This window comes from Phenylobacterium sp. (assembly GCF_965284355.1).
Lineage (GTDB): Bacteria > Pseudomonadota > Alphaproteobacteria > Caulobacterales > Caulobacteraceae > Phenylobacterium.
This window is the reverse complement of record NZ_OZ260078.1, coordinates 1,603,338-1,629,150: the sequence shown is the minus strand read 5'-3', so window position 1 is coordinate 1,629,150 and position 25,813 is coordinate 1,603,338. Positions and strand designations below refer to the sequence as shown.

Genomic DNA, 25,813 nt, shown 5'->3' with positions numbered 1-25,813 from the left:
GTCGCTCAGCGTGTCGAGAATACGGCTCAAGCGGCTCGGAACCGGATCGGCATCGCCTTCGGCCCCGAGATGAAGTTCGACGCCAGCCATTCCACCGGCGCGGCGAGTTCAAAGGCGTTCATCCGCGTCAGCACCTCGCGCAGCATCGCGTCGATCTCGATGCGGGCGATGTGCTGGCCCAGGCAGCCGTGCGGGCCCGTGCCGAAGGCGATGTGCGGGTTCTCGGCCCGCGACAAGTCCAGGACGTCCGGCCGGTCGAACACCGCGGGGTCGCGGTTTGCGGCGCCGAAGTACATGACCACCTTGTCGCCGGCCTTGATTTTCGCCCCGGCCAGTTCGGCGTCGTGCTTGGCGGTGCGGCGCATGTAGATCACCGGGCTGGTCCAGCGCAGCAGTTCCTCGCGCGCCGACGGCAGGCGGGCCGGCAGGTCGGCCATCAGCCAGGCGTATTGCTCCGGGTTCTCCATCAGGGCGAGCAGGCCGCCCGACAGGAGGTTGCGGGTCGTGTCGCCGCCCGCGTCCACCAGCAAGAGGAAGAACAGCAGGAACTCCATGTCCTCCAGCTTGCGGCCATCCACCTCGCAGGCCAGCAGCCTGGACGCCAAGTCGTCGCCCGGCCGCGCCCGCTTCTCGGCGATGACCTTCGAGCCGTACTCGAACATCTTCATCACGGCCTGGCCCCCGGCCCCGGGCGGCAGCGCTTCGGGCGCGGTGTGGATGATCTCGGTCAGCTTGTAGAGCTCACGCCCGTCCGACAGCGGCAGGCCCATCAGCTCGGCGATCACGAAGCTCGGCATCTCGCCCGCGACGTCGTTCACGAAGTCGCATTCGCCCTTATCGATGACAGCGTCCACGATTTGCTTCGCCAGCTCCTGGATGCGCCCCTCGCGCAGGCGCGCCGCCGGTTCGGTGAACTCCGAGCGGATGAGCTTGCGGAACGCCGTGTGCTCGGGCGGGTCCATCATCAGCATCATCTTGTACGGCCCAAACCCGCCGGCGTCGGCCAGGGGGTCGGTGATCATGATGGTGGGCTCGGAGGAATAGGTCTGGAAGTCGCGGTCCACAGCCCAGACGTCGGCGTGCCGGGTCACCGCCCAGAACCCCGAGCCGCCGGGCTCCTCGTGCCAACAGACGGGTTCGTTCTCGCGCAGCCAGGCGAACTGGTTGTGCGGCTGACCGCCGTCGAAGCTGCCGGGCGAGAGCAGGTCGATCTTCAAGGGGGAATCCTCCGCGTTCTTGCGAGGATTGGACCCGCTTGACCGCGGGTCACGCAAGGGGCCGAGCTGGCGCGCGTCCGCAAGGCGCTGGTGGCCGCTGGAGGTTCAGCTCGTGAGAGGGGCGCAGAATGGAACGGCCCCGGCCCGCTTTCGCGCGCCGGGGCCTCCCGGTCCGCCGGCCAAAATACGCAAGGCCTGCGGACAGTCCGGTGATGTGGGGGCTCGCAGCCGGGAACAAGCGCTGCCGTCCCGGTTCGGGCCAGTCAAACTGGCCCACGACTTGCAGCTATGGCCCCCGAAGCCGCGGCGGAGGTCATTCCGACACGACTTCCCCGCCAACAGACTTCAGGCCCGACGGTTCCCTCCTGGATCGCCGGGCCTTTTCTTTGCGCCGAGGCTCAGAGCCCCTTGGCGGGATTGACCAGGAACTTCTCGCCCGTCGCCTTCTTCTGGTAGGCCGCGATCACCTTGGGATCGAGGACCTCGGCCAGCGAGATCTCGGCGGTGTAGTGGCTGGCGAAGGTGGTCTTCAGTTCATCCACCACGCGCTGGCGCAGGCGCTGAGCCCCCTCGGCGCCCAGCTTGGCCAGGAACGGGGTCAGCAGCCAGCCGCCCAGCGACCACGACAGGCCGAAGTTGCGGTTCAGCTCGGACGGCCGCGTGTCCAGTCCGCCATAGATGTAGACCTGCTTGAAGACGCTGGAGCCATAGCGGCTGTAGGCGCCGCCCTTCGCGTTGGCCGCCGCTTCCATGCCGGCGAGGATCTGTCCGGCCAGCTTGCCGCCGCCGATGGCGTCGAAAGCGATCGTGGCGTTGGTGGCGATCAGCGCCTGCAGCAGGTCGTCCTGGAACGTGGGCGCGCTGGAGTCGACCACGTACTTCGCGCCGATGTCCTTCAGGATCTTCGCCTGCTCGGGGCTGCGCACGATGTTCACCAGGTCGATGCCGTCCTTGATGCAGATCTTGTTCAGCATCTGGCCCAGGTTGGACGCAGCCGCCGTGTGCACCAGGGCGGTGTGGCCCTCGGCGCGCATGGTCTCGGTCATGCCCAGGGCCGTGAGCGGATTGACGAAGCACGAGGCGCCGTCGGCGGCGGTGGCGTCGGCCGGCAGCGGAAGCACGTCGCCGGCCTTCACGGTGCGGTACTGGCCGTACATCGCGCCGCCCAGCAGGGCGACGGTCTTGCCCACCAGGGCCTGGGCCTTGGCGTCGGGGCCGGCCGCGATCACGACGCCCGCGCCCTCGTTGCCGACGGGCATCGGCTGGTCCAGGCGGGCGGCCAGCGCCTTCAGGAACTGTTCGGGCACCTTGGCGGTGGTCACGCCGCCCTCGCTCTTCACCGTGGAGATATCGGCGGGACCCAGCAGCAGGCCCAGGTCGGACGGATTGATCGGCGAGGCCTCGATGCGCACCAGCACCTCGTCGCCGGTGGGCGCGGCGACAGGGACCTCGGCAAGCCGCAGCTCGAGTTCACCCGAGCTCTTCACCGTCGAAAGCAGTTGCAGTCCCGTCTGCGGAATCCCGGCCATAGGCCCCTCCCTGGATTTTACGTTGTCAGGCCGCCGACATGGCGCGTCGGTCGCGCTTCGCCAACCCCTGCGGTGAAGAAAGGCGAGGGCCGGGGGCCGAATGCAAAAAGGCGACCCTCTCGGATCGCCTCTGCCGCTTCATTTTCATCCGCACGAACCCCGAAGGATCCGGAAGCGCCGCGGGGGCCCCACGCCCCGGCGTCAGTCGCCCAACGCCGTTACCAACCCTCATCCTCCAAAGGCGGATGGTCAGCAAGCGCTTACCCCTTTCAGGATGCATTTCTCGCCCGCTTGTTGCGGCTCAGCCACGCCGCGAAATGGCCCTATTCCCGACCTGTGGCGGCCACAGGGGCCTTGTTTAAGGGATGTGTCGGCTGACCTGCATCCGGTCTGGATCCTGAACAGCCCCCCCAGCCCCCCTGATCGGGCGCCGGGTCGGCCGACGACCCTCCCCACATCTCCATGTTTGCAGGGCATTGGGCGCTCGCGATCCGCGGGGCTATGGTGTCGGCCAGGGTGAAATGGCGTGGACGGTCGGCGTTTGGACAGTTCTGGGCAGGCGCCGGGCCTTGAGGCTCCAGGCATCGCGGTGCGTAGCGCCGCCGTGCTGACCGCGCTGCGCCAGGCGCCCATGGGCATTGCGATCTTCGACCGCGAGATGCGCTACCTCGCCGCCTCGGCCCAGTATCTCACCGACCAGGGCCTGCCCGGCGACACGCCGATGGAAGGCCGCCTGCACTATGAGGTTTTTCCCGACATCCCCCAGCGCTGGCGCGACATCCACGCCCGCGTGCTCACCGAGGGCGTCGAGTTCGGCCACGAGGGCGAACTCTTTGAACGCGCCGACGGCCAGCTCGAGTGGATCCGCTGGTCCATCGCGCCGTGGCGTGCTGACGACGGCTCGATCGGCGGACTTGTCCTCTACACAGAGGAAGTGACCTCGCGGGTCGAGGCGCGCCTGCGCCTTGAGGCCGCGGAAGGAAAGTACCGGGCCGTGTTCACCCAGGCGGCGATGGGCGTGGCGCGCGTCGCGCCCGATGGCCAGCTTCTCGAGGTCAACGACCGCTTCTGCGAGATCGCGCATCGGTCCCGCGCCGACCTCCTGACGCGCACGTACCAAGAGATCACCCACCCTGAGGACCTGGACACCGACATGGCCCAGGCCAGGGCGCTGCTGGCCGGCGATGTCGACACCTACTCCATCGAGAAGCGCTACATCGGACAGGCGGGCGAGCCGGTCTGGATCGACCTGACCGTGTCGCTGGTGCGCAAGAGCGGCGGCGAGCCGGACTACTTCATCGCCGTCATCGCCGACATCGCCGCGCGGAAAGACGCCCAGGCCGAACAGCAACGCTACCAGGGTCAGCTGCGCCTGATGATCAATGAGCTGAACCACCGGGTGAAGAATACGCTGGCCACGGTGCAGTCGATGGCGGCGCAGACGCTGCGCGGCGAGCCCGATCCCCTCAGCGCCTATGAGAAGTTCGAGGCGCGCCTGATGGGCCTGTCCGAGGTGCACGAGGTGCTCACCCGCGAGCGCTGGCACGGCGCGGCGCTGCACGAGGTGGCGCACCGGGCGCTGCGGCCCTTCGGGGATGGCGCGTCGGAACGCATCCGCCTCGACGGTCCCGAGGTCTGGCTGGCCCCTGGCGCGGCCTTGACCATGGCGCTGGTGTTCCACGAGCTGGCCACCAACGCGGTGAAGTACGGTTCGCTCTCGCGCGACACCGGGCGGGTCGACCTGACCTGGACGGTCCAGGGGCCTGGGGCGCGGCTGCGGCTGACCTGGGTGGAATCGGGCGGCCCGGTGGTGGCGCCCCCCAAGCGGCGGGGCTTCGGCTCGCGCCTCATCGAGCGCGCCCTGCAGGGAGAACTGCGCGGCTCGGCTTCGATGGTCTTTGCCGAGCCCGGCCTGACCTGCGCCATGGAGGCCGTTCTGCCCGACCGCGCCGACATGCTTCCCCTCGTCGACGGCGCCGGCGTCTAGCCTGTCGCCTGTACCGGCCTGCAGATTCAACCTCAGGGGAGTCGCGCGTTATGTGATGTTCTGTTTTTGTTCGCATCATGACGTTTCGAGATCCCCGTCCCATGCGCGCCATCCCGCTTGGCCCGGAAGCGTCCATCGGCGACTTCGCCCGCTATCCCGGGTGCCGGCTGGCGGTGACCTGCGCCATGTGTGGCTGGTCCAAGGGCTACAACCCCGAGCGCATCATCCGCCGCCTGCGCGAACTCAAGGCGGGCGGCTACACGACGCCCCTGGACGTGGTGGCGCGTCGAGTCCAGTGGCCCTGCCCAGGCTGCCATCGGCTGAAATGGCGCGCCAACCTCGCCTGGCCCCCGGAACTGACCGAGGCCGAGGCCAGGCGGCTGGCGGCGCGGGCGCGCAACTAGTTCCGGACTCTCCGCCCCTGGCCGCGCGTGAACAGCAGGTCCTGCCAGCGCCAGGCGCCAGAGCCCACGACGAGGCGCGCCGCGCCCGGCCCGTCGTTCATCGAGATCAGCACCATTCCACGCTGGGTCTCCGTCTTGCAGGCCTCGGGCGCAAACCCGACTTCCCACAGAATCGCCTCGCGCACGGCCGCCAGCCCCGCGCCCTCCTGGCTGGGGTGGCGCACCCAGTCGCCGTTCCACATCATGATGGGCCGCCCGCGGTGCGCCTGCGACATGGCCGCCTGGGCCTGGCGATCCTTGCGGAGGGCCGCCTGCAGGCGTCGCGTCATGTCGCATCCGGCGCCTGAGCCGCTGCCGCCGCCGCCGCCCTCGGCCGTCGAGGCGCCGGCCACGTCGCCGTCGCTGGCCTCGGTGAAGCCGTAGGCGGCCTTCGCGGCCGCCGGGACCGGCACGACGGTCGGGGGCGCCGGCGTGACGCGGGCCACCACCCGCTTGGGCGGGGGCGGATCCCTCCTGGGCACAGGGGGCGCCTTCTTCGGCGGCGTCGACTTGGCCTCTTCCGCCCGGGGCTCAGGCTCAGGCGGGGGAGGTGGGTCCGGCAGCGGCGGGGCCAGGATTACCGGAATCAGCTCCGGCGCGGCCGGCGCCGGGGTCACCGCGGGTCGGATCGTCACCAGGGCTGCGAGCAGCGCGACGTGGATCGCGCCACTCAACGCGCCGGTGATGAGGCGACGTCTCCGGTCCAGGTGGCGGCTGCTGGGGGCCATCGGCTGGCGACGTCGCCTTCGGCCTCTAGCTCAGGACCACCAGAACGACCCGGCGGTTCTGCTGACGGCCTTCACGGCTCTCGTTGTCGGCCGCCGGCGAGTCAGGGCCGTACGAGATCGTGCCGATACGGTTCAACGCGACACCCTTCTGGTTCAGGTAGCGACGCACCGCCCCGGCGCGCTCTTCGCCCAGCTTGTAGTTGTGATCCTTGGGGCCTGAGGCATCCGTGTGACCCTGAACCTCGACGTAGACGTTCCTGTTCTCGGTCTTCAGCTTCTCGACGAAGGCGTCGAGGCGGGCCTGGGCTTCGGGCGACAGCGTCGCCTGGTCCACCGGGAACTTCATGCTGTCGTCCGACAGCACTTCGGTGAACAGGAACTTGCCCTCGGCCAGCTTGCCGGCGGCGGTCGCGCGATCCAGCGCGTCCTTGGCGACGCCATCGACGGCGGTCACCCGGGTCTCGACGACATCCACGCGGGAGCCGACGACCGCGGCCTGCTCCCTCACATATTTCTTGGTCGCACAGCCCCCAAGGCCGGCCAGCCCGACCATCAACGCGCCGGCGAGCATCACTTTCGATACAGGCAGAATCATCCCAATTCCTCCAGTAAGGTTGATGTCGCCCGCCACCGTTAAGCTGTTACTGACCTATCCTTCAGACGCGAACGGGGCCGTTGTTTGGCAGAGCGTTGCTATAAGAATCCCGAATATTCACCTTGGCTGTAAGAAACGCCCTCGTGTGAACGCGAGTGCTTTGTCCAGCCGGGCTTGTTCGCCAAAGACTTGAGGTCCGCCGCATTCGCGTTCCTGGTGGTGCGGGCTGGCGGATATGGCCTAGGTTCGTGACATCCCGCTCACCCTCACGGACAACCTATGATCGCCCGAGCCGCTCTCGCCGCACTCGTCGCCGCCACGCTTAGCGCCTGCGCCACGGCGCCCGCGCCGACGCCGGCCAAAATCACCTACACGGGCACGCCGCAGGAACAGTGGGTGCAGGGCCAAAAGGCCTATGAGGCGTGGAGCGCCGCGCGCCCCGGCTGGAAGGTGACCGAGAGTGGCCTGCAGTATCGGCGCGTAAAGGCCGCCAAGAGCTCGGCCCCACGCCCGACGGTCGAGTCGACGGTCACCATCCACTACGTGGGACAGTTCATAGATGGCCGCGAATTCGACAGTTCCCGGGCCCGCGGCGAGCCGGCGACCTTCCCGCTGAGCCGCCTGATCAAGGGCTGGCAGGAGGGCGTGCCCTTGATGCGCGTCGGCGAGACCTTCCAATTCGTGATCCCGTCCAACATCGCCTACGGCGACCGCTACCGCGATCCCATTCCCGCCGGCAGCACGCTGCTGTTCGAGATCGAGCTGATCGGCATCGACAGCGAGTAGCTAAGAAAGAAGGCGACGCGTCCCGGAGAACGCGCCGCCCCTTCCACCAAACTGGATAACCGCTGTCCTAGACTACGACGTCGGCGGCGTGACCGTGGTCTCGGGCGCAGCTTCCGTCGGAGCCGGGCTCTCGACCGGCGGGGTCTCGGGGATGACGGCCGGCGCTTCAGTCGGCGCAGGAGCGGCGTCCATCGTGGCCGGCGGCGTCACCGGGGCTGGCGGCGCCGCGCCCGGATTGAGCGTCGAATACGGCTGCGGGCCAGACGGCAGAGCGGCCGTCGTGCTGGCGTTCACGCCGGTGTCGCCGGCGCTGGGGGCCGCGGGCGCCGCGACGGCCGGCCGGGCGCGCGCAGTGCGGACCGGAGCCGAGACGGGCACGCTCACGCGCGGCGCGGCGGCGCTGGGCGGATTGACCGACATGTCGCTCGGTGGAGCGACCGCAGGCACGATCGGCGCCGTCGGCGCGACGGCGAGCTGTTCGCCGGCGGGTTGGCCCGCGGCGAGTTCGGGGACCCCGTCGTTGTCTCGGCTGGCGTACCAGCCCACCGCGCCCAGCGCGCCCAGCGTCACGACGCCGGCCGCGATCGCAGCGGGGCCCATGCTGTTCGAACGCGCGCCACCGGTCGTCCGCGCGGCGGGGCGCCCGATGGGGGCGACCAAGCTCGCGTCATCCTCGACTCGCGTCGGGTTCGTGGGGGGCGTGGTCGCGCCATAGCCCGCGCCCTCGGGACGGATGTAGTCGTCGCGCAGCGGGTAGGCCCCTTCGATGGGGCGCTCGATGAGGGGGGGCTGCGCCAGGGTCTCGTCGTCGCGCTCGGCGGCGAAGCTGCGCGGCTCGGGGGCCATGGTGGGCGAGGACGTCGTCGATGCGGTCTTGCGCCCGAAGACGCCGCGCTTCTTGCTGCGACGCTCCCAAAGGGGCTGGGCGAACAACACGCCCTCCTGCTCGGTGACAGACTTGTCCGAGCTGTCGCGTTCGAAGTTCATGGACATGCTGATCCCTCCAGAATGTTTCGAGCCAGACAAACGGCTCTATTGCCTGCAGGTTCCGCGACGGACTGGCGTCTCAGTGATGTAAGCTTACTCCGGGGTGGTATTTACATGAGTATCGTCGCCCAAAGAGGTCGAAATCTGAGCGTGAACTCAACACATGCTGGCCGCAATTCGAACTATGGCGCGGTATCCAGGCCGCGAGGTCGACTGGGCGCGTCCCGGGGAAGTGCGGGTGCCCGGCGCCACACTCGCCGATGATCGCGGCGAAAACGTCCGGGCGACGCTTGACCGGTCCGACCGGCGCTCGCCAAGGTCGCACATCGACTGGAGAAGTGGATGCGGTTTCAGGCCAGGGTGAAACGCGACCTGCGGTTCTGGCGGGGGCTCCAGCGCACTCTGAAGCGGGTGAAGTCCATCGCCCGTGACAGCAACAACCTGATCTGCGACGACATCCAGGCGGCGGTCGAGCAGTGGCGCAACGAACGCGCCATGACCTTCGAGGGCCGCACCGTCACCTATGGCGAGCTCGACGCCATGGCCAATCGCTACGCCCACTGGGCCAAGGGCTTGAACCTGCGCCGCGGCCAGGTGGTCGCGCTCTTCATGCCCAACCGGCTCGAGTACTTCGCGATCTGGTACGGCCTGTCGAAGGTGGGCGTCGTCACCGCGCTGATCAACAATCAGCTCACGGGCCTGCCGCTGGCCCACTGCCTGAACATCTCGGGCGCCCATCACGCCATCGTCGATGCGGAGACCTCGCCGGTCTTCGAACAGGCCCGCCCGCTGCTCGAACGCAAGATGCAGGAGTGGGTGCTGGGTCAGGCGCACGGCGACCAGCGCGACCTGGTTCAGGCTCTGAAGAGCTGCAGCCAGCTGCCGCCCGACCGCTCGGTCCGCGAGGACATGACCGCCGCCGACACCGTGCTCCTGATCTACACCTCGGGCACGACGGGCCTGCCCAAGGCTGCCCGGATCACCCACATGCGCGCTCAGCTGATGATGCGTGGGTTCGCCGGCGCCACGGGTGCGACGTCCAAGGACCGGGTCTATGTGGCGCTGCCGCTCTATCACGCCACCGGCGGCCTCTGCGGCGTCGGCGCGGCGCTGCTGAACGGCGGTTCGGTGGTCCTGCGGCGGCGGTTCTCGGCCACCCACTTCTGGAAAGAGATCGTGGCCGAGGGCTGCACCATGTTCGTCTACATTGGCGAGCTGTGCCGCTACCTCGTGAACCACGAGTTCGACGAGGATGAGATCCGCCACAAGGTCCGGCTCGCCTTCGGCAACGGCCTGCGCCCCGACGTGTGGCCCCAGCTGAAGCAGCGCTTCCGCGTGCCTGAGGTGCTGGAGTTCTATGGGTCGACCGAGGGCAACGTCTCGCTCTTCAACTTCGATGGCCGTGAAGGCGCGGTCGGCCGCGTCCCCAAGTGGCTGAAGAAGCGGTTCAACATCCGCCTCGTGCAGTACGATGTCGAAACCGAGGAGGTGGTGCGGGGCCTCGACGGGCTGTGCGTTGAGGCGGGTCCCGGCCAGGTGGGCCAGTGTGTCGGGCAGATCGCCGCGGGTGACGCCCGCAGCGAGTTCACCGGCTATCTCGACAAGGCGGCGTCCGAGAAGAAGGTGCTGCACAACGTGTTCGAGCGCGGGGACGCCTGGTTCGCCACCGGCGACCTCCTGCGCACCGACGCCGACGGCTATTTCTATTTTGTCGATCGGATTGGAGACACCTTCCGCTGGAAGGGCGAGAACGTGTCGACCAACGAGGTCGCCGAACGGTTGCTCGCGTTCCCGGGTGTCGAGGAGGCCAACGTCTACGGCGTGGCGGTGGACGGCGCCGATGGCCGGGCCGGGATGGCCGCCCTGGTCGTCGACGGCGCCTTCGACGCCAAGGCGTTCAGCGACCACGTCAGGCAGGAACTGCCCGCCTACGCCCAGCCGCTGTTCGTCCGCCTGCTGCCGGCCATGGAGACCACGGGCACCTTCAAGATCCGGAAGGTCGACCTCGTCGCCGACGGCTACGACCCCGGGAAAGTCAAAGGCCCGCTGTTCTTCCACGACCCGAAGAAGGGCTATGTGAAGATCACCAAGTCGGTCTGGGACAAGCTCCAGGCCGGGACGGTGAAGATCTGACGCCCGGGACGGCCGGGTCGCGTCAGCCCTCGGCGCCGCCCAGCGGCAACTCGATCCGGCAGATCAGGCCGCCGGGCGCGAACTCCAGATGGGCGCTGCCTTCCAGCTGGCCCTGCAGGCTGCGTTCGATGAGCCGGGACCCGAAGCCCCGACGGGTTGGGGTTGCGACCGGCGGCCCGCCGCGCTCGCGCCACGTGAGCGCCAGCCGGCCGTCTTCGGTGACCCACTCCACCGATACGCAGCCGTCCGCGCCCGAGAGCGCCCCGTACTTGGCCGCGTTGGTCGCCAGCTCGTGCGCCACCAGCCCGAACGCCAGCGCCTCGGCCGGTGTCAGGTCTACGTCGGGGCCTTCGAGCTGGTACTGATTGGGCCCGAACGGCCCCAACTCGGCCAGCAGCACGTCGCGCAGCGCCGCGCCGCGCCAGTTCGTCGCCGTCAAGAGGTCGTGGGTCTTTGACAGCGCCATCAGCCGCGACTCGAAGGCCTCCCGGAACGCCGCCGGGTTCGCTGCTGTGCGCAGGGTCTGGTGGGCGATGGCCTGCACCGTGGCCAGGCTGTTCTTCACACGGTGGTTCAGCTCGTCGACGAGCAGCTTCTGCTGGCGCTCGGCGTGGACGCGATCTGTGACGTCGCTGCCCTCGACAAAGACGCCGGTGACGTCGCCGGCCGGCGTCATGATCGGCTGGAAGACGAAGTCGACGAAGCGCTCCTCAAGGGGGGCGTCCGGCGTGCGGCGCAGGCTGACGCTCATGGCCTGGCCCACGAAGGGCTCGCGACGGTCCATGACCTGGTGCAGCAGCGCCACGAAACCCTGCTCCACCACCTCGGGCAGGGCCTCGCCGACCGGGCGGCCGATGATCTGGCGGTCGCCGATCAGGCGCTGATAGGCGTTGTTGGCCAGGGCGAAGCGCAGCTCGGGCCCGGCGATGACGGCGATGAAGCCTGGCGCCTGCATGAACAGCTGGCGCAGGTCCTGGGTCTCGCGCAGCAGGGTCTGGTTCTCGGCCTGCAGCTCCTGGGCGCGCAGCAGGATGTCCTTCTCGCCCGGCGCCGGTTCGCCGCCCGGACCGTAGGCCAGGGTTCTCAGCCGCTGCAGCTCGGTCACGTCGACCGTGTTCTGCATGATGAACTGGCAGCGACCGGAGGCGTCCAGCAGGGGGGCGTGCACGGCCGACCAGTAGCGCATCTCGAACCCACCGCCGCGGGCCGCCGGCCGCTCGATGGCGTAGGGAATCAGCGGAAGCGAGTCGGTCAGCCCGGTCTTCAGCACCCGCTCCAACGACGCCTTCAGGCGCCGCCCGCTCTCGCCGGGGTTGGGGAACGCATCGAACAGGTAGGCGCCGATCAGATCCTCGCGACGCCGCTCCAGCACGGAGCAGTAGGCGTCGTTCACCTCCACGTAGCGAAGGTCGCGGTCCAGGATCATGTAGGGGCTGGGCAGGATCCGGAACAGTCGCGCGAAATCGATCGCGCCCGCGCCCGCGGCCGGGCGACCTGTCACGATGGCGCCCATTGTTGATTGCGCTCCCCCTCGATCGGGCAACGCGTTATGGCCAGGCCTGTTCCCGGCCCGGACGGAGCAGCCCTGCAGCCGCGCCAGGACTCGCCTATATTCGACGCCATGTCGGAAGCCTCCCCCCCGCCGTCCCTGCGCGAAGCCGCCCGATCGGACGCCGCGCCGCTGAAGGGTGCGGCCCTCATCAAGGACGAGGTCACCCGCCTGCCGGACCGTCCCGGCGTGTACCGCATGATGGGGGAGGATGGCGAAGTCCTCTATGTGGGCAAAGCGCGCAGTCTGAAAAAGCGCGTCATCCAGTACGCCCAGGGCCGCTTCCACACCCAGCGCATCGCCCACATGGTCGACCAGACGCGCTCGATGGAGTTCGTCACCACCCGCACCGAAACCGACGCTCTGCTGCTCGAGATCAACCTGATCAAGAGCCTCAAGCCGCGCTTCAATGTCCTGCTGCGCGACGACAAGTCGTTCCCCGAGATCGTCATCCGCCGCGAACACCCCGCGGCCCAGCTGCGCAAGCATCGCGGCGCCCACACCATCAAGGGCGATTACTTCGGCCCGTTCGCCTCGGCCTATTCGGTCAACAAGACGCTCAACACCCTGCAGAAGGCGTTCCTGCTCCGCTCGTGCTCGGACAGCGTCTACGAGAGCCGCACGCGCCCCTGCATGCTGCACCAGATCAAGCGCTGCGCGGCGCCCTGCACCGGCCTGATCTCCATCGAGGATTATTCCGGCCTGGTCGATCAGGCCGAGGACTTCCTGCGCGGCCGCTCGCGCGCCGTGATGCAGCGCATGTCCGAGGCGATGCAGAAGGCCTCCGACGACATGGAGTTCGAGGTCGCCGCCCGGCTGCGCGACCGCATCCGCGCCCTGGCCTCGGTGGCGCAGGAGACCCAGATCAACCCCGAGACCCTGGAAGAGGCCGACGTCTTCGCGCTCCACTCCGAGGGCGGCCAGGCCTGTGTCCAGGTGTTCTTCTTCCGCGCCGGCCAGAACTGGGGCAACCGCGCCTACTTCCCCAAGATACCACAGGGGGGCGTCGACAAGAGCGACGAGGATGCCGACATCATGGGCGCCTTCCTGGGCCAGTTCTACGACGACAAGCCGATCCCCAGGCTGATCCTGGTCTCCATCGAACCGGCCGAGCGCGAGCTGCTGCAGGAGGCCTTCGCCCAGAAATCGGGCCGCAAGGTCGAGATCGGGCGGCCCCAGCGCGGCGAGAAACGCCAGCTGGTCGATCATGCCCACACCAACGCCCGCGAGGCGCTGGGCCGGAAGATGTCCGAGAGCTCGGCGCAGTCGAAGCTGCTGGCCGGCGTCTGCGAAGCCTTTGGTCTGGAGACCCAGCCCGAGCGGATCGAGGTCTACGACAACAGCCACATCATGGGTACGAACGCCGTCGGCGGCATGATTGTGGCCGGCCCCGACGGCTTCCAGAAGAGCCAGTACCGCAAGTTCAACATCAAGAGCACCGAGCTCACCCCCGGCGACGACTTCGCGATGATGAAAGAGGTGCTGCGCCGCCGTTTCGCGCGGCTGGTGAAGGAGGAAGAGGAGGGGATCACCGGCGAGGACTCCGGTTTCGCCCGCCCCGACCTGGTGCTGGTCGACGGCGGCGCGGGCCAGCTCTCGGCCGCGCTGGAGATCATGGCCGACCTGGGCGTCGACGACATCCCGGTGGTCGGCGTCGCCAAGGGCCCGGACCGCGACGCGGGCCTGGAGCGCTTCTTCATCCCCGGCAAGGAGCCCTTCATGCTCGAGCCGAAGAGCCCGGTGCTCTACTATCTCCAGCGTCTGCGCGACGAGGCCCACCGCTTCGCCATCGGCACGCACCGGGCCCGGCGCGCCATCGACATGAAGAAGAACCCCCTCGACGAGATCGAGGGCGTCGGGCCGGGGCGCAAGCGGGCGCTGCTGCACGCGTTCGGAAGCGCCCGCGGCGTCAGCCGCGCCAGCGTCGAGGACCTGGCGAAGGTGGACGGGGTGAGCGAGGCGCTGGCCAAGCGGGTCTGGGACTACTTCCGGAAGTAGCCGGCGTCCGCGCTAGTTCGCGCCGCCCGCCTTGGCCGGCGCCGCCGCCTCGGCCCGGTCGGCCGCGCGGCTGCCGCCCAGGATGCCCGGCAGGGCGTAGTTCCCCTCGTGGCAGGCGTACTCATAGACCTGCCCGTCCAGCGCGGCGAACTCGTATTCGCCGCCCCAGGGCTTGTCCCAGACGCTGGGCGCCTCGACCGTGAAGGCATACCCCAGCCGGTCCTTGCTCACCCGCCGGAACCGCTCGGTCACCTTCAGGTCCTCCCAGGCCCCGAAGAAGGCCTGGGCCTTGGGAAAGTTGGTGGTCTCGACCACCAGCGTGTCGCCCTCGTACCAGCCGACGGAATCGCCGAACCAGGGCCTGACCGAGTCCGCCCGATGCTCCCGCGACCCCAGCCGGATCACGCGCGCGTCGTGCACCATCTCGACCACGATGACGACCGCGTCGGTCCCCTGAACGATGGAATAGTTGTTGTTGTAGAAGCCGTTGGACATCATCGGCGGCGGGCCGTTGCGGCCGAACGAGGTGAGGCACCGGTCGGCCAGGCTCATCTCTTCCGGGTTGTTGTAGCGCCGCGCCGTCTGCTGATCCTCGCCGTACAGCGCGGCTGCGCCGTACTGGTCGAGATAGTAGGGCGAGCCCGAGAACGCGCGCATCTCGGAGGCCGACACCTTCGAGCCGGGGCGCGGGGCAGGCGGCTGGCCGTCGGGCGTGGTGATCAGGCTGGTCCGGGGTTCGCCGCCCACGCGCATGACCCGCAGGCCAGGATCCAGGAAGCCGCGGTTGTAGCCGCCCACCGTGCCGTCCGCGACGGTGGGGGCGTTGGGATCGGTCCGCTGGTTGCCCTTCTCGATCTGCGCCGCCGCGGCGCTTTCGATCTTGGCGACCTCTTCGGCCGTCATCGCCAGGCGCGCGCCATACTGCGCCGGCCGCGTCTGGCTGGTCATGGTCGCGTTGGTCCAGTTGCCCTCGATGTCGGGCCGCTTGCCCTGAGCCATCGCCGTCGTCGCCAACAGCGCCACCCCGAAGCCAAGCGCGATCTGCATCGTCTTCATGGCCAGTCCTCCCGCCGCCACCATCGCGCCGGGGGGAGGCAGCTGCAAGGCTGGTCTGGATCACGCGCTCAAGCGGAGCGCGTCGAAGGCGACGCTAGGCCACCCTAACGCGCGCGGTGCTCTCGGGCAGGTCCTGGCCGAAGGCGCGCTGGAAGAACTCGGCGACGGTGCCGCGCTCCAGTTCGTCGCACTTGTTCAGGAACGTCATGCGGAACGCGAGTCCGATGTCGCCGCCGAAGATCTCGGCGTTCTGGGCCCAGGTGATCACGGTCCGCGGGCTCATGACGGTCGAGATGTCGCCGTTCATGAAGGCGTTCCGCGTCATGTCGGCGACGCGCACCATGGCGTTGATCGTCCGCCGGCCCTCGGCCGTCTGGTAGGACGGCGACTTGGCCAGAACGATCTCGGCTTCCACGTCGTGGCTGAGGTAGTTCAGCGTGGTGACGATGGACCAGCGGTCCATCTGCGCCTGATTGATCTGCTGGGTGCCGTGATAGAGCCCCGTGGTGTCACCGAGCCCGATCGTGTTGGTGGTCGAGAACAGGCGGAAATACGGGTTGGCCCGGATCACGCGGTTCTGGTCCAGCAGGGTCAGCTTGCCCGAGGCTTCCAGCACGCGCTGGATCACGAACATCACGTCCGGGCGGCCGGCGTCGTACTCGTCGAAGACCAGCGCGATCGGGCGCTGCAGCGCCCACGGCAGCATGCCTTCGCGGAATTCGGTGACCTGCTTGCCGTCCTTCAGGACGATGGCGTCCTTGCCGACCAGGTCGATCCGGCTGATGTGGCTGTCCAGGTTCACCCGGATCATCGGCCAGTTCAGCCGCGCGGCCACCTGCTCGATGTGGGTCGACTTGCCCGTGCCGTGATAGCCCTGGACCATCACCCGACGATCGAAGGCGAAGCCGGCGCAGATCGCCCGCGTGGTCTCGGGATCGAACTTGTAGGCCGGATCGATGTCCGGCACGTGGCTGTCACGCTCACTGAAGGCCGGGACCTTCATGTCGAAATCGACATTGAAGGTCGATCGCACGTCAACCTCCGTGTCGGGGGTCAGCGTGATGAGCTTGTCTTCGGTTGTGTCGAAAGCGGCCATGGCTGGGTTCGATTACAAGCTTGCCGCCGCGTACGCAAACGGGTGTTTCATCGGAAAATGAAGAAGCGCCTGCGCAGAGACCGGGCGCCGCCGGGGAAGGGAGCAACTGCCGCCATGGCCGCCAACGCCGAGATCGTCCGCAACTTCATAGCCGCCTGGTCACGGCTCGACCCGGCGGAGCTGGCCGGGTTCTTCACCGAGGATGGCGTCTACCACAATATGCCGGCCCGGCCGGTGGTCGGCCGCGCCGCGGTCCAGGCCTTTATCGCCGGGTTCATTAAGGACTGGTCGGCGACCGAATGGGACATCCTCCACCTCATCGAGGCGGGCGACGTGGTGTTCGCCGAGCGGCTTGACCGAACCCGGCTGGGCGAAAAGCGGGTAGACCTGCCATGCTGCGGGGTGTTCGAAATGCAGGACGGCAAGATCAGGGTCTGGCGCGACTACTTCGACCTGGCCACGTACACTCGGGCGCTGGGCGGCTAGATCCAGGGGAGGAACGTCATGGCGGATGGCGCAACATCGGGCCCGATCCAGGTACGGGCGGAGGACAGTGGCTTCGGCGCGGAGGTGACCGGCGTCGACCTGACGAAACCCCTGCCGCCTTCCGTCATGGCGGCGATCCGAGATGCCTGGGCCAGACACGCCGTGCTGTCGTTCCCCGATCAGCCGCTCAGCCTGGATGAGCTCGAGGCCTTCACGCTGCAGATGGGTCCGTTCGGCGACGACCCCTTCATCGCGCCCATGCCCGGTCGGCCCAACGTGCTGGAACTGCGGCGCGAGCCTGACGAGAAGGCCCCCAACTTCGGCGGCGGCTGGCATTCGGACTGGAGTTTCCAGCCGGCGCCGCCCGCGGCCACCATCCTGCGGTCCGAGGTCACCCCGCCGGTGGGCGGAGACACGCTCTTCATCGATGCGGCGCGCGCCTACGACGACCTGTCGCCGACGATGCAGGCGATGCTGGCGCCGCTACGCGCGATCCACTCGGCCGGCCGGCCCTACGGCGCCGAGGGGCTCTTCGCCCGCGAGACCGAGAAGCGGGCCATGAAGATCCTCTATTCCGCCGAGGCCGATAAGACCCACCCCCACCCGCTGGTCCGCACCCACCCGGTCACCGGCCGCAAGGCGCTGTTTGTGAGCCCCACCTACACGGTGGGGGTCGAGGGGCTCACCGACATGGAGGCCGATGCTGTGCTGGGCTTCCTCTACAAGCACCTGCTGCAGGACAAGTACCGCTACCGTCACAAGTGGCGGCCGGGGATGGTGCTCATGTGGGACAACCGCTGCACCATGCACTTCGCCGAGGGCGGCTATGACGGCCACCTGCGGGTGATGCACCGCACGACGGTGGCGGGCGACGTCCCGGTCTGACGGACGGGTCTAGGCGCGAACGCCTGCGGGTTCGGCCATCCACGAGCTGCTCCACGTCCGGGAATGGCGCAGGCAGCCGACGCAGAGGGCCGTGGCCAGCGACAGCATCACCGTCTCCCCCCCGTCCTCCAGCATGATCAGCGCCGTCTCGCTGAGCGGGACCGCGGCGGGGGTGGCCCGGAACGCGTCGACGGCCACGCCGAAGATTCCGGGCGATGCGGCCGCGGCCAGCAGGATCACGCCGGTCCTCGCGAGGGGCTGGGGGGCGCGGCGAAGCAAGACGCCGAAGAGCGCGATGAGCGTCAGGCCGACCGTGGCGAAGAACACCACCTGCGCCAGATCCGCCGGCCGTTCCAGGCCCAGGGTCGCGCCGCCCAGCAGCCGTTCCCCCAGGACGCCGCCGATGCGTTCGTGGAGAGCCATCGCGTTGTCGGCCGCCAGCCAGATGTGCAGCGCCGCCAGGGCCAAGAACAGGCCTTCGCGACTGCGCCGGGCGCAGAGCGTCATGGCCATGGCGCAGAGGACGGACTTTGCATACTCGACGTCCTCGACCAGCCCGAACTCGCGGTTCATGTCGAAGAGCTTGGTCTGCAGCCAGTCCGGGGCGAGACCGTGAAGCGACAGGACGTGGCCCGCATAGAACGCGATGTCGGTGACGTCGAACGCGAGCAGCACGGCAAGCGCCACGCCCACCCACCGCCAGTCGATCAACACAGGCTTGCGCCCCGACATACGTCGCCCCTCGGTCGAGAAGCGTCATATATCTGTCAGAAATCCTGAAGTTAAGCTTGCTGCGTCGGCTGGGCGACATCCGGCGGCGGTTTGCAGAACCACAGGCCCGCCAGGCTGAGCACGCCGGCCGCCACCAGGTAGCCGCCGACCAGGTTAAGGCCGCCGCGGTCGGCCAGAGCCTGCGCGGCGATGGGCGCCATGCCGCCGCCGATGATCCCGCCGATGTTGAAGGCCAGCGACGCGCCCGTGTAGCGCACGCGGGGCGGGAAAAGGCTGGGCAGGAACGCGCCCAGGGGACCGTAGACGAAGCCCATGGTGAACAGCGCCAGCGACAGCCAGGCCAGGATCAGCCCGAGCGAGCCCGCGCCCATCATCGCGCCCATCACGCCGCCCACGGCCACCGTGGCGAAGCAGCCGCCCATCAGCACCCGGCGCGCGTTGCTGGCGTCTGAGGCGTACCCGGCCGCGATGATGCCGGCCGCCAGGAACAGGATGGCGCCCAACTGCACGCCCAGGAACGTCTCACGGCTGTAGCCGAGCGTCGCCGTGCCATAGCCGAGGGCGAACGCGGTCGAGAGGTAGAACAGCGCAAAGCAGGCGACCACCGCGAACGTGCCGGCCACCAGCGCGCCGGGATGGCGCCGGATGGTCTCGGCCATCGGCACGTGGCTGGGCTCGGCCTCGGCCATCGCCTTCTGGAAGTCGGGCGTCTCGGTGATCCGGAGGCGGATCCACAGGCCCAGGCCCACCAGGATCGCGCTGGCCAGGAACGGCAGCCGCCAGCCCCAGTCGATGAAGGCCTCCGGCGACAGCACGACGCCCAGCAGCAGGAACAGGCCGTTGGCGGCGATGAAGCCCACCGGCGCGCCCAGCTGCGGGAACATCCCGAACCGCGCCTTCCACCCCGGCGGCGCATTCTCGACCGCCAGCAGCGCCGCGCCGCCCCACTCGCCGCCCAGGCCGAAACCCTGGCCGAAGCGCAACAGGCAGAGGAGGAAGGGGGCCACCCAGCCCACCAGCGCATAGCTGGGCAGGAAGGCGATCAGCAGGGTCGACAGGCCCATGGTCAGCAGCGACGCCACTAGCGTCGACTTGCGGCCGATCCGGTCGCCGAAGTGGCCGAAGAACGCCGCGCCCACCGGCCGCGCGAAGAAGGCGACGGCGAAAGTCGCATAGCTCTGCAGCAGCTGGGCGCTGTCGGATGACTTGGGGAAGAAGAGCTGCGGGAACACCAGCGCCGCGGCCGTGGCGTAGATGTAGAAGTCATAGAACTCGACCGCCGTCCCCACCAGGCTGGCCGCCAGCACGCGGCGGTTGGAGGCGCTGCCCGCGCCTGCGGCTGTGGTGGTGGTCACGCGTTGAGCTCCCCTCGAACCCGCCCGCCTTCGCGCCCGCAGCCGTTGCGGTCAAGGCCATGACCGTCGCTCTGGACGTAGACGCCGCGCGCCGGGCATGTATCCAGCCGTCATGAGCGCCCAGATCGTCGATCCCTTCTACGCCATCTCCATCAGCGGGCTGGCCCAGCGGCTGAAGGCCGAGGGCCGCTCGGTCATCCACATGGAGTTCGGCCAGCCGTCCACCGGCGCGCCCGCCGCGGCCATCGCCCGCGCCCACGAGGTGCTGGACGCCGACGCCATGGGTTACTGGTCCAGCGAGCCGCTCAAGGCGCGGATCTGCCGTCACTACGCCGAGACCTATGGCGTCGCGATCGAGCCGGTCCAGATCACGCTCACCTGCGGCGCCTCGCCGGCCCTGGTGCTGGCGCTGTCGGCGACGTTCAAGCCGGGCGACGTGATCGCCATGGCGCGGCCGGGCTACGTGGCCTACCGCAACAACGTCAAAGCCCTGCACATGGTCCCGCTGGAGATCGCCTGCGGACCCGAGACCCGCTACCAGCTCACCGCCGCCACCCTGGCCGCGCTGGATCCGGCGCCGGCCGGCGTGATCCTGGCCAGCCCGGCCAATCCGACCGGCACGATCATCCCCGCCGATGAACTCCGCGCCATCGCCCAGGTCTGTCGCGAGCGCGGCATCCGGATCATCTCGGACGAGATCTACCACGGCCTGAGCTATGCCGAGCCGACCCACTCGATGCTGGAGTTCGAGCCCGGCGCGATCGTCGTGAACAGCTTCTCCAAGTACTTCTCGATGGCGGGCTGGCGCCTGGGCTGGCTGATCTCGCCGCGCGACGAGGCCTCACGCGCCGTGGCCTACATGGGCGCCCTGTTCCTGACCGCGCCGTCGCTGGCCCAGCACGCCGCCCTGGTCGCCATGGACTGCCGCGACGAGCTGGAAGGCCACGTCGGGACCTATCGCCGGAACCGCGAGCTGCTGCTCGAGGCGCTGCCGGCGCTGGGCCTCGAGAAGATCGCCCCGCCCGACGGCGCCTTCTACATCTACGCCGACGTGGGCCGTCTGACCGATGACAGCCTGGCGTTCTGCAAGCAGCTGCTCAGCGACACCGGCGTCGCCACCGCGCCCGGCATCGACTTCGACCCCGTGGACGGCCGCCGTTACATCCGGATGAGCTTCGCGGTCTCGACGCCCGAGATCGAAGACGCGATCCGCCGGCTCGTGCCGTGGTTCGCTGAGGCGCGGGCCCGGGCGGCCTAGCGGCGCGCTTACTGAGCGGTCGCCTCGCCGACGACGCCGGTCACGGCCGCCCGCGCGGCGCACTGGGCCAGCGCCTGACGCGTCTCGGGACTGAGCGCTTCGGCGCTTTGTGCTGCGCTCTCGATGGAGCCCGTGCGGACCGCCTCCACGACCACCTTGGAGAGCGCGTCGAGCTGGCCCGCATCCAGTTTCGAACCCAGCCGCTCGTCGACGCAGCCGCAGAAGGCCTCGCTCTGACCTGCAAGCGTGCAGGCGGTCTTCACGCCCACCATGCCGCTGGCCGTCTGCGCAGCCTCCTTGGCGAAGTCGCCTGCGCTCTGCTTGACGGCCGTGCCGGCGCCCTCGCAGCCGCTGAGCGCAAGCGCGGCCAGGGCCAGCCCCGCCCCCCGAAGGTCGAACATCGATCCCAGCTCCTCTCGAAGATGTGGCCCCTGAGATGGGAATCCCGGGCGGCGATCGCACCTGGCCGATGGCAACTTTCACAGCGACGTCTGTTTGACTCCTCAAAAATCCCATGAAACCCTAAAATAGGGAATATTGGAGAGCTTTGTGTCGGAAGAGGTCTATACCGTCGAGCAGTTTGCGGAGCGGCTCAGGCTGCATCCCAAGACGGTGCTCCGCTTCATCCGCGAAGGCCGCGTGCGAGCCGTGAAGGTGGGGCGATCCTACCGGATCCTGCGTTCGGACCTGGAGGCGATGATCGGCGCCTACGGGGCCGCGCCGGCGTCGGCCTCGATCCGCGTCACCAGCATCGTGGACATCGACGGGGTCGACCCGGAACGCGCCCAGCGGCTGGCGCGGCAGATCACGGCCGCCCGCCTGAGCGGTCGGGGTCACGCCGACCCGATGAGCCTGGACGTGGCCCACGACCCGGCGGGCCGCCGGCTGAAGATCATCATGATAGGCGCGCCGGACGACGTGGCGGCGATGCTGCAGCTCATCCGCTTCAGCGTGGACGCCTGAGCCCATGACCGGCATCTGGAAGCGGCCGAGCGACGGGGCCACGGTGCTGGCGCGGTATCGCGAGCTTCTGCGTCTGTGGCCCGCGCCCTCCGAACATCGGACCGTCGCCACATCTCTGGGCGAAACGTTCGTGGTCGCCAGCGGTCCCGCCGACGGGCCCGCCGTGCTGCTGCTGCACGGGTCGGCGGCGAACAGTGCGAGCTGGATCGGCGACGTGGCGCATCTGGCCCAGACCTTCCGGGTCTTTGCCGTCGATATGGTGGGCGAACCCGGCCTGTCGGCCGAGAGCCGGCCGCCGCTGGCCAGCGGCGTCTACGCCGACTGGCTGGGCGAGGTGATGTCCGGTCTGGGGCTCGCGCGCGCGGCGCTGGTCGGCATCTCGCTGGGCGGCTGGCTGGCGCTCCACTACGCCACGACCCATCCCGACCGGGTGACCGCGATGGCGCTGCTCTGCCCGGGCGGCGTCGGGCGGCACAGGAACGTGCTGCTCTGGGCGCTGCCGCTGCTGATGCTGGGGCCCTGGGGACGTCGCAAGGCGATGGAGAAGATCCTGGGGCCTGCGCCACCCGGCGAGCCGTCGCCCGGAACGGTCGCCTTCGGCGAGTTCATGCAGCTGATCTTCGCCAGCTTCCGCCCGCGGACCGAGGCCCTGCCGCCGTTCGAAGACGCGGCGCTCGAGCGGCTTTCGATGCCGGTGCAGGTCATCCTGGGCGCGCAGGACGCGATGATCGACTCGGCCGGCACGCGAGACCGGCTGCAACGCCATGCGCCGCATGCCGAGGTGATCTGGCTGCCGGACGGCGGTCATATGCTGGTCAACCACGGGGCGACGATCGCGCGCTTCCTGCAGCGGGCGGGTGTGTCGTGAGCGGGCGGGTCGAGGTGATAGCCGGCCGGCCGGTCTTCGTCTGCGCGCGCGAAGGTCCGCCCATCGACGGCGAACGGGCCGCCACCGACATCATCGGCGATCTCTACGGCAGCGGCGCCGATCTCGCGGTGATCCCGGTGGAGCGCCTCGGCGAGGGTTTCCTGACCCTTTCGACCCGCATCGCGGGCGAGGTGACGCAGAAGTTCGTCAACTACGGGCTGAGCCTGGCGATCCTGGGCGACGTGTCGGCGGCGACGGCCCGCAGCGGCGCGCTTGCCGACTACGTCCGCGAGTGCAACCGGGGTCGCCATATCTGGTTCGTCGCCGACATGGCCGACCTGGAAGCCAGGCTCGCGGCGAGGCGATAAGCCACGCTAGAGTGCCGGTCATGCGCCTCTACCTCGCCTCATACCGCACCGGCGACAGCTATGCCGAGCTCATCCGCATGGCCGGGTCGGGCGCGCGGGTGGGCGTGATCTCCAACGCCGTCGACTTCGTGCCGCAGGCCGACCGCGAGGCCTACGCCCGCAAAGTGTTCGATCCCATCGCCGACTTCCGCGACCGCGGGCTCGACGCCTACGACCTGGACCTGCGGGCCTTTTTCCGCCGCCCGGAGGCGCTGCTGGCCGAGCTGGAGCGGACCCGGCTGGTCTGGGCGGTGGGCGGCAACGCGTTCCTGCTTCGGCGCGCGATGCGCCAGAGCGGGTTCGACGCCATTGCGCCCGGCCTCGTCTGGGCAGATCGCCTGGTCTATGGCGGCTGGAGCGCCGGCGCCTGCGTGGCCGCCCCCAGCCTGCGCGGTCTGGAACACATGGACGACCCGACGGTGCTGGCCGACGGCTACGATCCCGAGCCCGTCTGGGAGGGCCTGGGCCTCATCGACGCCGCCATCGTCCCGCACTGGCGCTCGGAGCATGACGAGGCGGAAGCCGCCGAGCAGACCGCCGCCTGGATGGTGGCCAACGGCGTCCCCCACCGGACGCTGCGCGACGGCGACGTGCTGATCCAGAACGGCGAAACCCTGGAACTGCACGCCGGACGCCCTTGACGCATGCTAGGTCGGCGTCGTCTCTCACCGGCCGCAGCCGGGAGGAATGTTCATGCAGACGCGCAAGCTGGGTCCGTTCGAAGTGTCGGCCATCGGGTTCGGCTGCATGAGCCTGAGCCACGCCTACGGCTCGCCGCCGTCGCGTGACGTGGCCGAGCAGGTGCTGCTGGGCGCCCTGGACGCCGGCCACACGTTCTTCGATACTGCGGCCGTCTACGGCCTGGGCCACAACGAGACCCTGGTGGGCGAGGTGCTGGGCCCGCATCGCGACAGGTTCGTGCTGGCGTCCAAGTGCGGCATCACCGACGCCACCGGAACCCAGCGCGGGATCGACGGCCGGCCCGAGACCCTCAAGGCCCTCTGCGACGTCAGCCTGCGCCGCCTGGGGACCGACGTCATCGACCTCTACTACCTGCACCGCTGGGACAAGAAGGTGCCGATCGAGGACAGCGTCGGCGCCCTGGCCGACCTGGTGAAGGCCGGCAAGATCCGCACGATCGGCCTGTCGGAAGTCTCGGCGCCCACGCTGCGCCGCGCGCACGCCGTCCACCCGATCACCGCGCTGCAGACCGAATACTCGCCGTGGACCCGCAACCCAGAGATTGCCGTGCTCGAAGCCTGCCGCGAGCTGGGCGTCACGTTCGTCGCCTTCTCGCCGGTGGGGCGCGGCTTCCTGGCCGGCGCGGCCCACGATCCGTCGACGCTGGAGGACAACGACTTCCGCAAGGGGATGCCCCGCTTCCAGGGCGAGGCGCTGGCCGCCAACCTTAAGGTCTACGAGGCCTTCGCCGCGATCGCGCAAGAGACCGGCTGTACGCCCGCCCAGCTGTGCCTGGCCTGGCTGCTGCGGAAGGGGGACGACATCGTCTCCATCCCCGGCACGGCCAACCCTGACCACATGCGCGAGAACGCCGCGGCGGCCGCGATCACGCTCTCGGACGACATCATGGCCCGCGTCGATGCGGCGGTGAACGAGCGCACGGTGGTCGGCCCCCGGTATGCCGCCGCCATGCAGGCGTCGGTCGACACCGAGCGGATGCCGGTCGAAGAAGGGGTCTGAAACCTCGGCCGCGCGGCGTCCGTATTCCGTTCACAAGTCGGCGCTAGCTTGGCGCCGAACTTGCGACCACGCGCTTACTGTGCGGCGAGATTCCCGAACCGGTCGCCTTGGCAAGCCGCCGGGCCTCGGTCATAGGGAATCGACCCGCGCCGACGTATCTGGGGACCGAAAATGCTCGCCATCACTGCTGCCGACGTCAACGCCGCGCCCTATCCGCACATCATCAAGGACGGCATCCTGCCGGCCGATCTGTTCGCGGCGCTGCGCAAGGATTTTCCCGACACCAGCATCTTCGATGCGCAGAAGAGCAGCCATGGCGCCGTGGGCAGCCGCACCGGCGCGGGCTTCGACATCTACCGGGGCGACCCGGCCTATGACGAGCTGACCCGCCGTTCCAGCGCCTGGAAGGACTTCGGCGAGTTCATCAATTCCGAAGCCTTCGCCGACAAGTTCCGCGAGGTGTTCGCCGACCATATCGACGACATCGGCCTCAGCGTCGACATCCGTCGCAGCCATGTGAACTCGAACTACTTCGAGCCGCGCGACGTGCTGACCGAGAAGCCCACCCTGGGCGACCGCGTGTCGGCGGCCGTGGGCCTGCTGGCCGAGCCGTTCCGCAGCGTCGAGCCGGTCGAGCTGTTCACCCGCCTCGACATTCACAAGAGCCTGACCGGCTACGCCAAGAAGCCGCACTGCGACCGGGCCAACCGCCTGTGCTCGCTGATCATCTACTTCACCGACGCCGAAAAGGTCGGGCTCGAGGGCGGCGACCTCCTGGTCTTCAAGCACAACGAGCAGAAGCCGGTCCGCAAGTACGAGCGCTACCCGCACCCGGAAAACGTGACCGAGGTGGCCCGCCTGCGCCCCCGCGAGAACCTGGGCGTCCTGTTCCCCTGCCAGAACAACAGCTACCACGGGGTGACCCAGGTGCTGAGCCAGGGCATCGCGCGCGACTTCCTCTACATCAACATCTCGGGCCGCACGTCCTCGCTCTGGTGGGGTCCGACGGGCCGCGAAGGCGCGGTCGCCAAGGCCGCCTGACCTCGGGCCTCGT

At 69.0% G+C, this 25,813-nt stretch carries 25 protein-coding genes; 14 read left to right on the top strand and 11 right to left on the bottom strand.

Annotated features, from left to right (window positions below):
* Positions 1 to 26: 26 nt before the first annotated feature.
* Both ACQ66R_RS07920 and ACQ66R_RS07915 read right to left on the bottom strand, forming a co-directional pair.
* The gene (locus ACQ66R_RS07920; protein WP_430420798.1) at positions 27 to 1,217 is read right to left on the bottom strand and encodes a cytochrome P450; all 1,191 of its coding nucleotides are present in this window, start codon (positions 1,215 to 1,217) and stop codon (positions 27 to 29) included.
* Positions 1,218 to 1,615: 398 nt separating this feature from the next.
* Positions 1,616 to 2,746 (bottom strand): zinc-binding dehydrogenase, encoded by a 1,131-nt coding sequence (locus tag ACQ66R_RS07915; RefSeq protein WP_430420796.1) that lies wholly within the window; start codon positions 2,744 to 2,746, stop codon positions 1,616 to 1,618.
* 589 nt (positions 2,747 to 3,335) lie between these two features.
* Here ACQ66R_RS07915 and ACQ66R_RS07910 point away from each other — a divergent pair.
* Both ACQ66R_RS07910 and ACQ66R_RS07905 read left to right on the top strand, forming a co-directional pair.
* Positions 3,336 to 4,733, top strand: a complete 1,398-nt coding sequence (locus ACQ66R_RS07910) for a sensor histidine kinase (RefSeq protein WP_430420794.1) — start codon at positions 3,336 to 3,338, stop codon at positions 4,731 to 4,733.
* Positions 4,734 to 4,834: 101 nt separating this feature from the next.
* Positions 4,835 to 5,137, top strand: a complete 303-nt coding sequence (locus tag ACQ66R_RS07905) for a hypothetical protein (protein ID WP_430420792.1) — start codon at positions 4,835 to 4,837, stop codon at positions 5,135 to 5,137.
* Here ACQ66R_RS07905 and ACQ66R_RS07900 read toward each other — a convergent pair.
* Together ACQ66R_RS07900 and ACQ66R_RS07895 are read right to left on the bottom strand one after the other, a co-directional pair.
* The gene (locus ACQ66R_RS07900) at positions 5,134 to 5,904 is read right to left on the bottom strand and encodes a hypothetical protein (protein ID WP_430420790.1); all 771 of its coding nucleotides are present in this window, start codon (positions 5,902 to 5,904) and stop codon (positions 5,134 to 5,136) included. The two genes, ACQ66R_RS07905 and ACQ66R_RS07900, sit on opposite strands and share 4 nt — an antisense overlap.
* Positions 5,905 to 5,929: 25 nt before the next feature.
* Positions 5,930 to 6,499 carry an OmpA family protein gene (locus tag ACQ66R_RS07895; protein WP_430420788.1) on the bottom strand — a complete coding sequence of 190 codons (570 nt, stop codon included), beginning with the start codon at positions 6,497 to 6,499 and terminating at the stop codon, positions 5,930 to 5,932.
* 279 nt (positions 6,500 to 6,778) lie between these two features.
* Between ACQ66R_RS07895 and ACQ66R_RS07890 the strand changes: the two genes are divergently transcribed.
* Entirely contained in the window at positions 6,779 to 7,285 is a 507-nt protein-coding gene (locus ACQ66R_RS07890; RefSeq protein WP_430420786.1) for an FKBP-type peptidyl-prolyl cis-trans isomerase, read from the top strand.
* A 72-nt stretch (positions 7,286 to 7,357) separates the two neighbouring features.
* On the opposite strand, the gene ACQ66R_RS07885 is transcribed toward ACQ66R_RS07890, so the two are convergent.
* Complete coding sequence (locus ACQ66R_RS07885; RefSeq protein WP_430420784.1) at positions 7,358 to 8,278, bottom strand: hypothetical protein; 921 nt, start codon at positions 8,276 to 8,278, stop codon at positions 7,358 to 7,360.
* Between the two features lie 324 nt (positions 8,279 to 8,602).
* Between ACQ66R_RS07885 and ACQ66R_RS07880 the strand changes: the two genes are divergently transcribed.
* Entirely contained in the window at positions 8,603 to 10,405 is a 1,803-nt protein-coding gene (locus ACQ66R_RS07880; protein ID WP_430426239.1) for a long-chain-acyl-CoA synthetase, read from the top strand.
* Positions 10,406 to 10,427: 22 nt separating this feature from the next.
* Here ACQ66R_RS07880 and ACQ66R_RS07875 read toward each other — a convergent pair whose 3' ends face one another.
* Complete coding sequence (locus ACQ66R_RS07875; RefSeq protein WP_430420782.1) at positions 10,428 to 11,918, bottom strand: sensor histidine kinase; 1,491 nt, start codon at positions 11,916 to 11,918, stop codon at positions 10,428 to 10,430.
* A 108-nt stretch (positions 11,919 to 12,026) separates the two neighbouring features.
* On the opposite strand from ACQ66R_RS07875, the gene uvrC reads away from it, so the two are divergent.
* On the top strand, positions 12,027 to 13,952 hold the full coding sequence (gene uvrC / locus ACQ66R_RS07870; RefSeq protein ID WP_430420780.1) for an excinuclease ABC subunit UvrC: 1,926 nt from the start codon (positions 12,027 to 12,029) through the stop codon (positions 13,950 to 13,952).
* Between the two features lie 12 nt (positions 13,953 to 13,964).
* On the opposite strand, the gene ACQ66R_RS07865 is transcribed toward uvrC, so the two are convergent.
* Complete coding sequence (locus tag ACQ66R_RS07865; RefSeq protein ID WP_430420778.1) at positions 13,965 to 15,008, bottom strand: hypothetical protein; 1,044 nt, start codon at positions 15,006 to 15,008, stop codon at positions 13,965 to 13,967.
* A gap of 94 nt (positions 15,009 to 15,102) precedes the next feature.
* Positions 15,103 to 16,104, bottom strand: a complete 1,002-nt coding sequence (gene cobS, locus ACQ66R_RS07860; protein WP_430420777.1) for a cobaltochelatase subunit CobS — start codon at positions 16,102 to 16,104, stop codon at positions 15,103 to 15,105.
* Positions 16,105 to 16,218: 114 nt separating this feature from the next.
* Between cobS and ACQ66R_RS07855 the strand changes: the two genes are divergently transcribed.
* Together ACQ66R_RS07855 and ACQ66R_RS07850 are read left to right on the top strand one after the other, a co-directional pair.
* Positions 16,219 to 16,590, top strand: coding sequence for a limonene-1,2-epoxide hydrolase family protein (locus ACQ66R_RS07855; protein ID WP_430420775.1), 372 nt, complete (start codon positions 16,219 to 16,221; stop codon positions 16,588 to 16,590).
* 18 nt (positions 16,591 to 16,608) lie between these two features.
* Positions 16,609 to 17,475, top strand: coding sequence for a TauD/TfdA dioxygenase family protein (locus ACQ66R_RS07850; RefSeq protein WP_430420773.1), 867 nt, complete (start codon positions 16,609 to 16,611; stop codon positions 17,473 to 17,475).
* Positions 17,476 to 17,484: 9 nt separating this feature from the next.
* On the opposite strand, the gene ACQ66R_RS07845 is transcribed toward ACQ66R_RS07850, so the two are convergent.
* Together ACQ66R_RS07845 and ACQ66R_RS07840 are read right to left on the bottom strand one after the other, a co-directional pair.
* Positions 17,485 to 18,207 (bottom strand): hypothetical protein, encoded by a 723-nt coding sequence (locus tag ACQ66R_RS07845; protein WP_430420771.1) that lies wholly within the window; start codon positions 18,205 to 18,207, stop codon positions 17,485 to 17,487.
* Between the two features lie 50 nt (positions 18,208 to 18,257).
* Positions 18,258 to 19,562 carry an MFS transporter gene (locus ACQ66R_RS07840; RefSeq protein WP_430420769.1) on the bottom strand — a complete coding sequence of 435 codons (1,305 nt, stop codon included), beginning with the start codon at positions 19,560 to 19,562 and terminating at the stop codon, positions 18,258 to 18,260.
* Between the two features lie 112 nt (positions 19,563 to 19,674).
* On the opposite strand from ACQ66R_RS07840, the gene ACQ66R_RS07835 reads away from it, so the two are divergent.
* Positions 19,675 to 20,820, top strand: a complete 1,146-nt coding sequence (locus ACQ66R_RS07835) for an aminotransferase class I/II-fold pyridoxal phosphate-dependent enzyme (protein WP_430420767.1) — start codon at positions 19,675 to 19,677, stop codon at positions 20,818 to 20,820.
* Positions 20,821 to 20,828: 8 nt separating this feature from the next.
* On the opposite strand, the gene ACQ66R_RS07830 is transcribed toward ACQ66R_RS07835, so the two are convergent.
* Positions 20,829 to 21,221: a hypothetical protein gene (locus tag ACQ66R_RS07830; RefSeq protein WP_430420765.1), complete on the bottom strand. Its 393-nt coding sequence runs from the start codon at positions 21,219 to 21,221 to the stop codon at positions 20,829 to 20,831.
* 148 nt (positions 21,222 to 21,369) lie between these two features.
* Here ACQ66R_RS07830 and ACQ66R_RS07825 point away from each other — a divergent pair, with 148 nt between their 5' ends.
* The 6 genes from ACQ66R_RS07825 to ACQ66R_RS07800 all read left to right on the top strand — a co-directional run bounded on the left by ACQ66R_RS07825 (position 21,370) and on the right by ACQ66R_RS07800 (position 25,800).
* A complete protein-coding gene (locus ACQ66R_RS07825; protein WP_430420763.1) occupies positions 21,370 to 21,783 on the top strand; it encodes a helix-turn-helix domain-containing protein in 414 nt (137 codons plus the stop codon).
* A 4-nt stretch (positions 21,784 to 21,787) separates the two neighbouring features.
* Positions 21,788 to 22,651, top strand: coding sequence for an alpha/beta fold hydrolase (locus ACQ66R_RS07820; RefSeq protein ID WP_430420761.1), 864 nt, complete (start codon positions 21,788 to 21,790; stop codon positions 22,649 to 22,651).
* Positions 22,648 to 23,019, top strand: coding sequence for a DUF4180 domain-containing protein (locus tag ACQ66R_RS07815; protein WP_430420759.1), 372 nt, complete (start codon positions 22,648 to 22,650; stop codon positions 23,017 to 23,019). The genes ACQ66R_RS07820 and ACQ66R_RS07815 overlap by 4 nt, the downstream gene beginning before the upstream one ends.
* A gap of 20 nt (positions 23,020 to 23,039) precedes the next feature.
* Positions 23,040 to 23,699 (top strand): Type 1 glutamine amidotransferase-like domain-containing protein, encoded by a 660-nt coding sequence (locus ACQ66R_RS07810; protein ID WP_430420758.1) that lies wholly within the window; start codon positions 23,040 to 23,042, stop codon positions 23,697 to 23,699.
* A gap of 52 nt (positions 23,700 to 23,751) precedes the next feature.
* Positions 23,752 to 24,759: an aldo/keto reductase gene (locus tag ACQ66R_RS07805; RefSeq protein WP_430420756.1), complete on the top strand. Its 1,008-nt coding sequence runs from the start codon at positions 23,752 to 23,754 to the stop codon at positions 24,757 to 24,759.
* A 171-nt stretch (positions 24,760 to 24,930) separates the two neighbouring features.
* Positions 24,931 to 25,800 carry a 2OG-Fe(II) oxygenase family protein gene (locus ACQ66R_RS07800; RefSeq protein ID WP_430420754.1) on the top strand — a complete coding sequence of 290 codons (870 nt, stop codon included), beginning with the start codon at positions 24,931 to 24,933 and terminating at the stop codon, positions 25,798 to 25,800.
* Positions 25,801 to 25,813 lie beyond the last annotated feature (13 nt).

Excerpts from the sequence above, each read along its gene's own strand:
- ACQ66R_RS07895 (WP_430420788.1), bottom strand. The coding sequence starts at position 6,499 with ATGATTCTGCCTGTATCGAAAGTGATGCTCGCCGGCGCGTTGATGGTC.
- ACQ66R_RS07905 (WP_430420792.1), top strand. The coding sequence starts at position 4,835 with ATGCGCGCCATCCCGCTTGGCCCGGAAGCGTCCATCGGCGACTTCGCC.
- ACQ66R_RS07875 (WP_430420782.1), bottom strand. The coding sequence starts at position 11,918 with ATGGGCGCCATCGTGACAGGTCGCCCGGCCGCGGGCGCGGGCGCGATC.
- cobS (WP_430420777.1), bottom strand. The coding sequence starts at position 16,104 with ATGGCCGCTTTCGACACAACCGAAGACAAGCTCATCACGCTGACCCCC.
- ACQ66R_RS07845 (WP_430420771.1), bottom strand. The coding sequence starts at position 18,207 with ATGTCGGGGCGCAAGCCTGTGTTGATCGACTGGCGGTGGGTGGGCGTG.
- ACQ66R_RS07855 (WP_430420775.1), top strand. The coding sequence starts at position 16,219 with ATGGCCGCCAACGCCGAGATCGTCCGCAACTTCATAGCCGCCTGGTCA.
- ACQ66R_RS07915 (WP_430420796.1), bottom strand. The coding sequence starts at position 2,746 with ATGGCCGGGATTCCGCAGACGGGACTGCAACTGCTTTCGACGGTGAAG.
- ACQ66R_RS07865 (WP_430420778.1), bottom strand. The coding sequence starts at position 15,008 with ATGAAGACGATGCAGATCGCGCTTGGCTTCGGGGTGGCGCTGTTGGCG.
- ACQ66R_RS07820 (WP_430420761.1), top strand. The coding sequence starts at position 21,788 with ATGACCGGCATCTGGAAGCGGCCGAGCGACGGGGCCACGGTGCTGGCG.
- ACQ66R_RS07890 (WP_430420786.1), top strand. The coding sequence starts at position 6,779 with ATGATCGCCCGAGCCGCTCTCGCCGCACTCGTCGCCGCCACGCTTAGC.
- ACQ66R_RS07800 (WP_430420754.1), top strand. The coding sequence starts at position 24,931 with ATGCTCGCCATCACTGCTGCCGACGTCAACGCCGCGCCCTATCCGCAC.
- uvrC (WP_430420780.1), top strand. The coding sequence starts at position 12,027 with ATGTCGGAAGCCTCCCCCCCGCCGTCCCTGCGCGAAGCCGCCCGATCG.
- ACQ66R_RS07885 (WP_430420784.1), bottom strand. The coding sequence starts at position 8,278 with ATGTCCATGAACTTCGAACGCGACAGCTCGGACAAGTCTGTCACCGAG.
- ACQ66R_RS07830 (WP_430420765.1), bottom strand. The coding sequence starts at position 21,221 with ATGTTCGACCTTCGGGGGGCGGGGCTGGCCCTGGCCGCGCTTGCGCTC.
- ACQ66R_RS07810 (WP_430420758.1), top strand. The coding sequence starts at position 23,040 with ATGCGCCTCTACCTCGCCTCATACCGCACCGGCGACAGCTATGCCGAG.
- ACQ66R_RS07835 (WP_430420767.1), top strand. The coding sequence starts at position 19,675 with ATGAGCGCCCAGATCGTCGATCCCTTCTACGCCATCTCCATCAGCGGG.
- ACQ66R_RS07805 (WP_430420756.1), top strand. The coding sequence starts at position 23,752 with ATGCAGACGCGCAAGCTGGGTCCGTTCGAAGTGTCGGCCATCGGGTTC.
- ACQ66R_RS07850 (WP_430420773.1), top strand. The coding sequence starts at position 16,609 with ATGGCGGATGGCGCAACATCGGGCCCGATCCAGGTACGGGCGGAGGAC.
- ACQ66R_RS07900 (WP_430420790.1), bottom strand. The coding sequence starts at position 5,904 with ATGGCCCCCAGCAGCCGCCACCTGGACCGGAGACGTCGCCTCATCACC.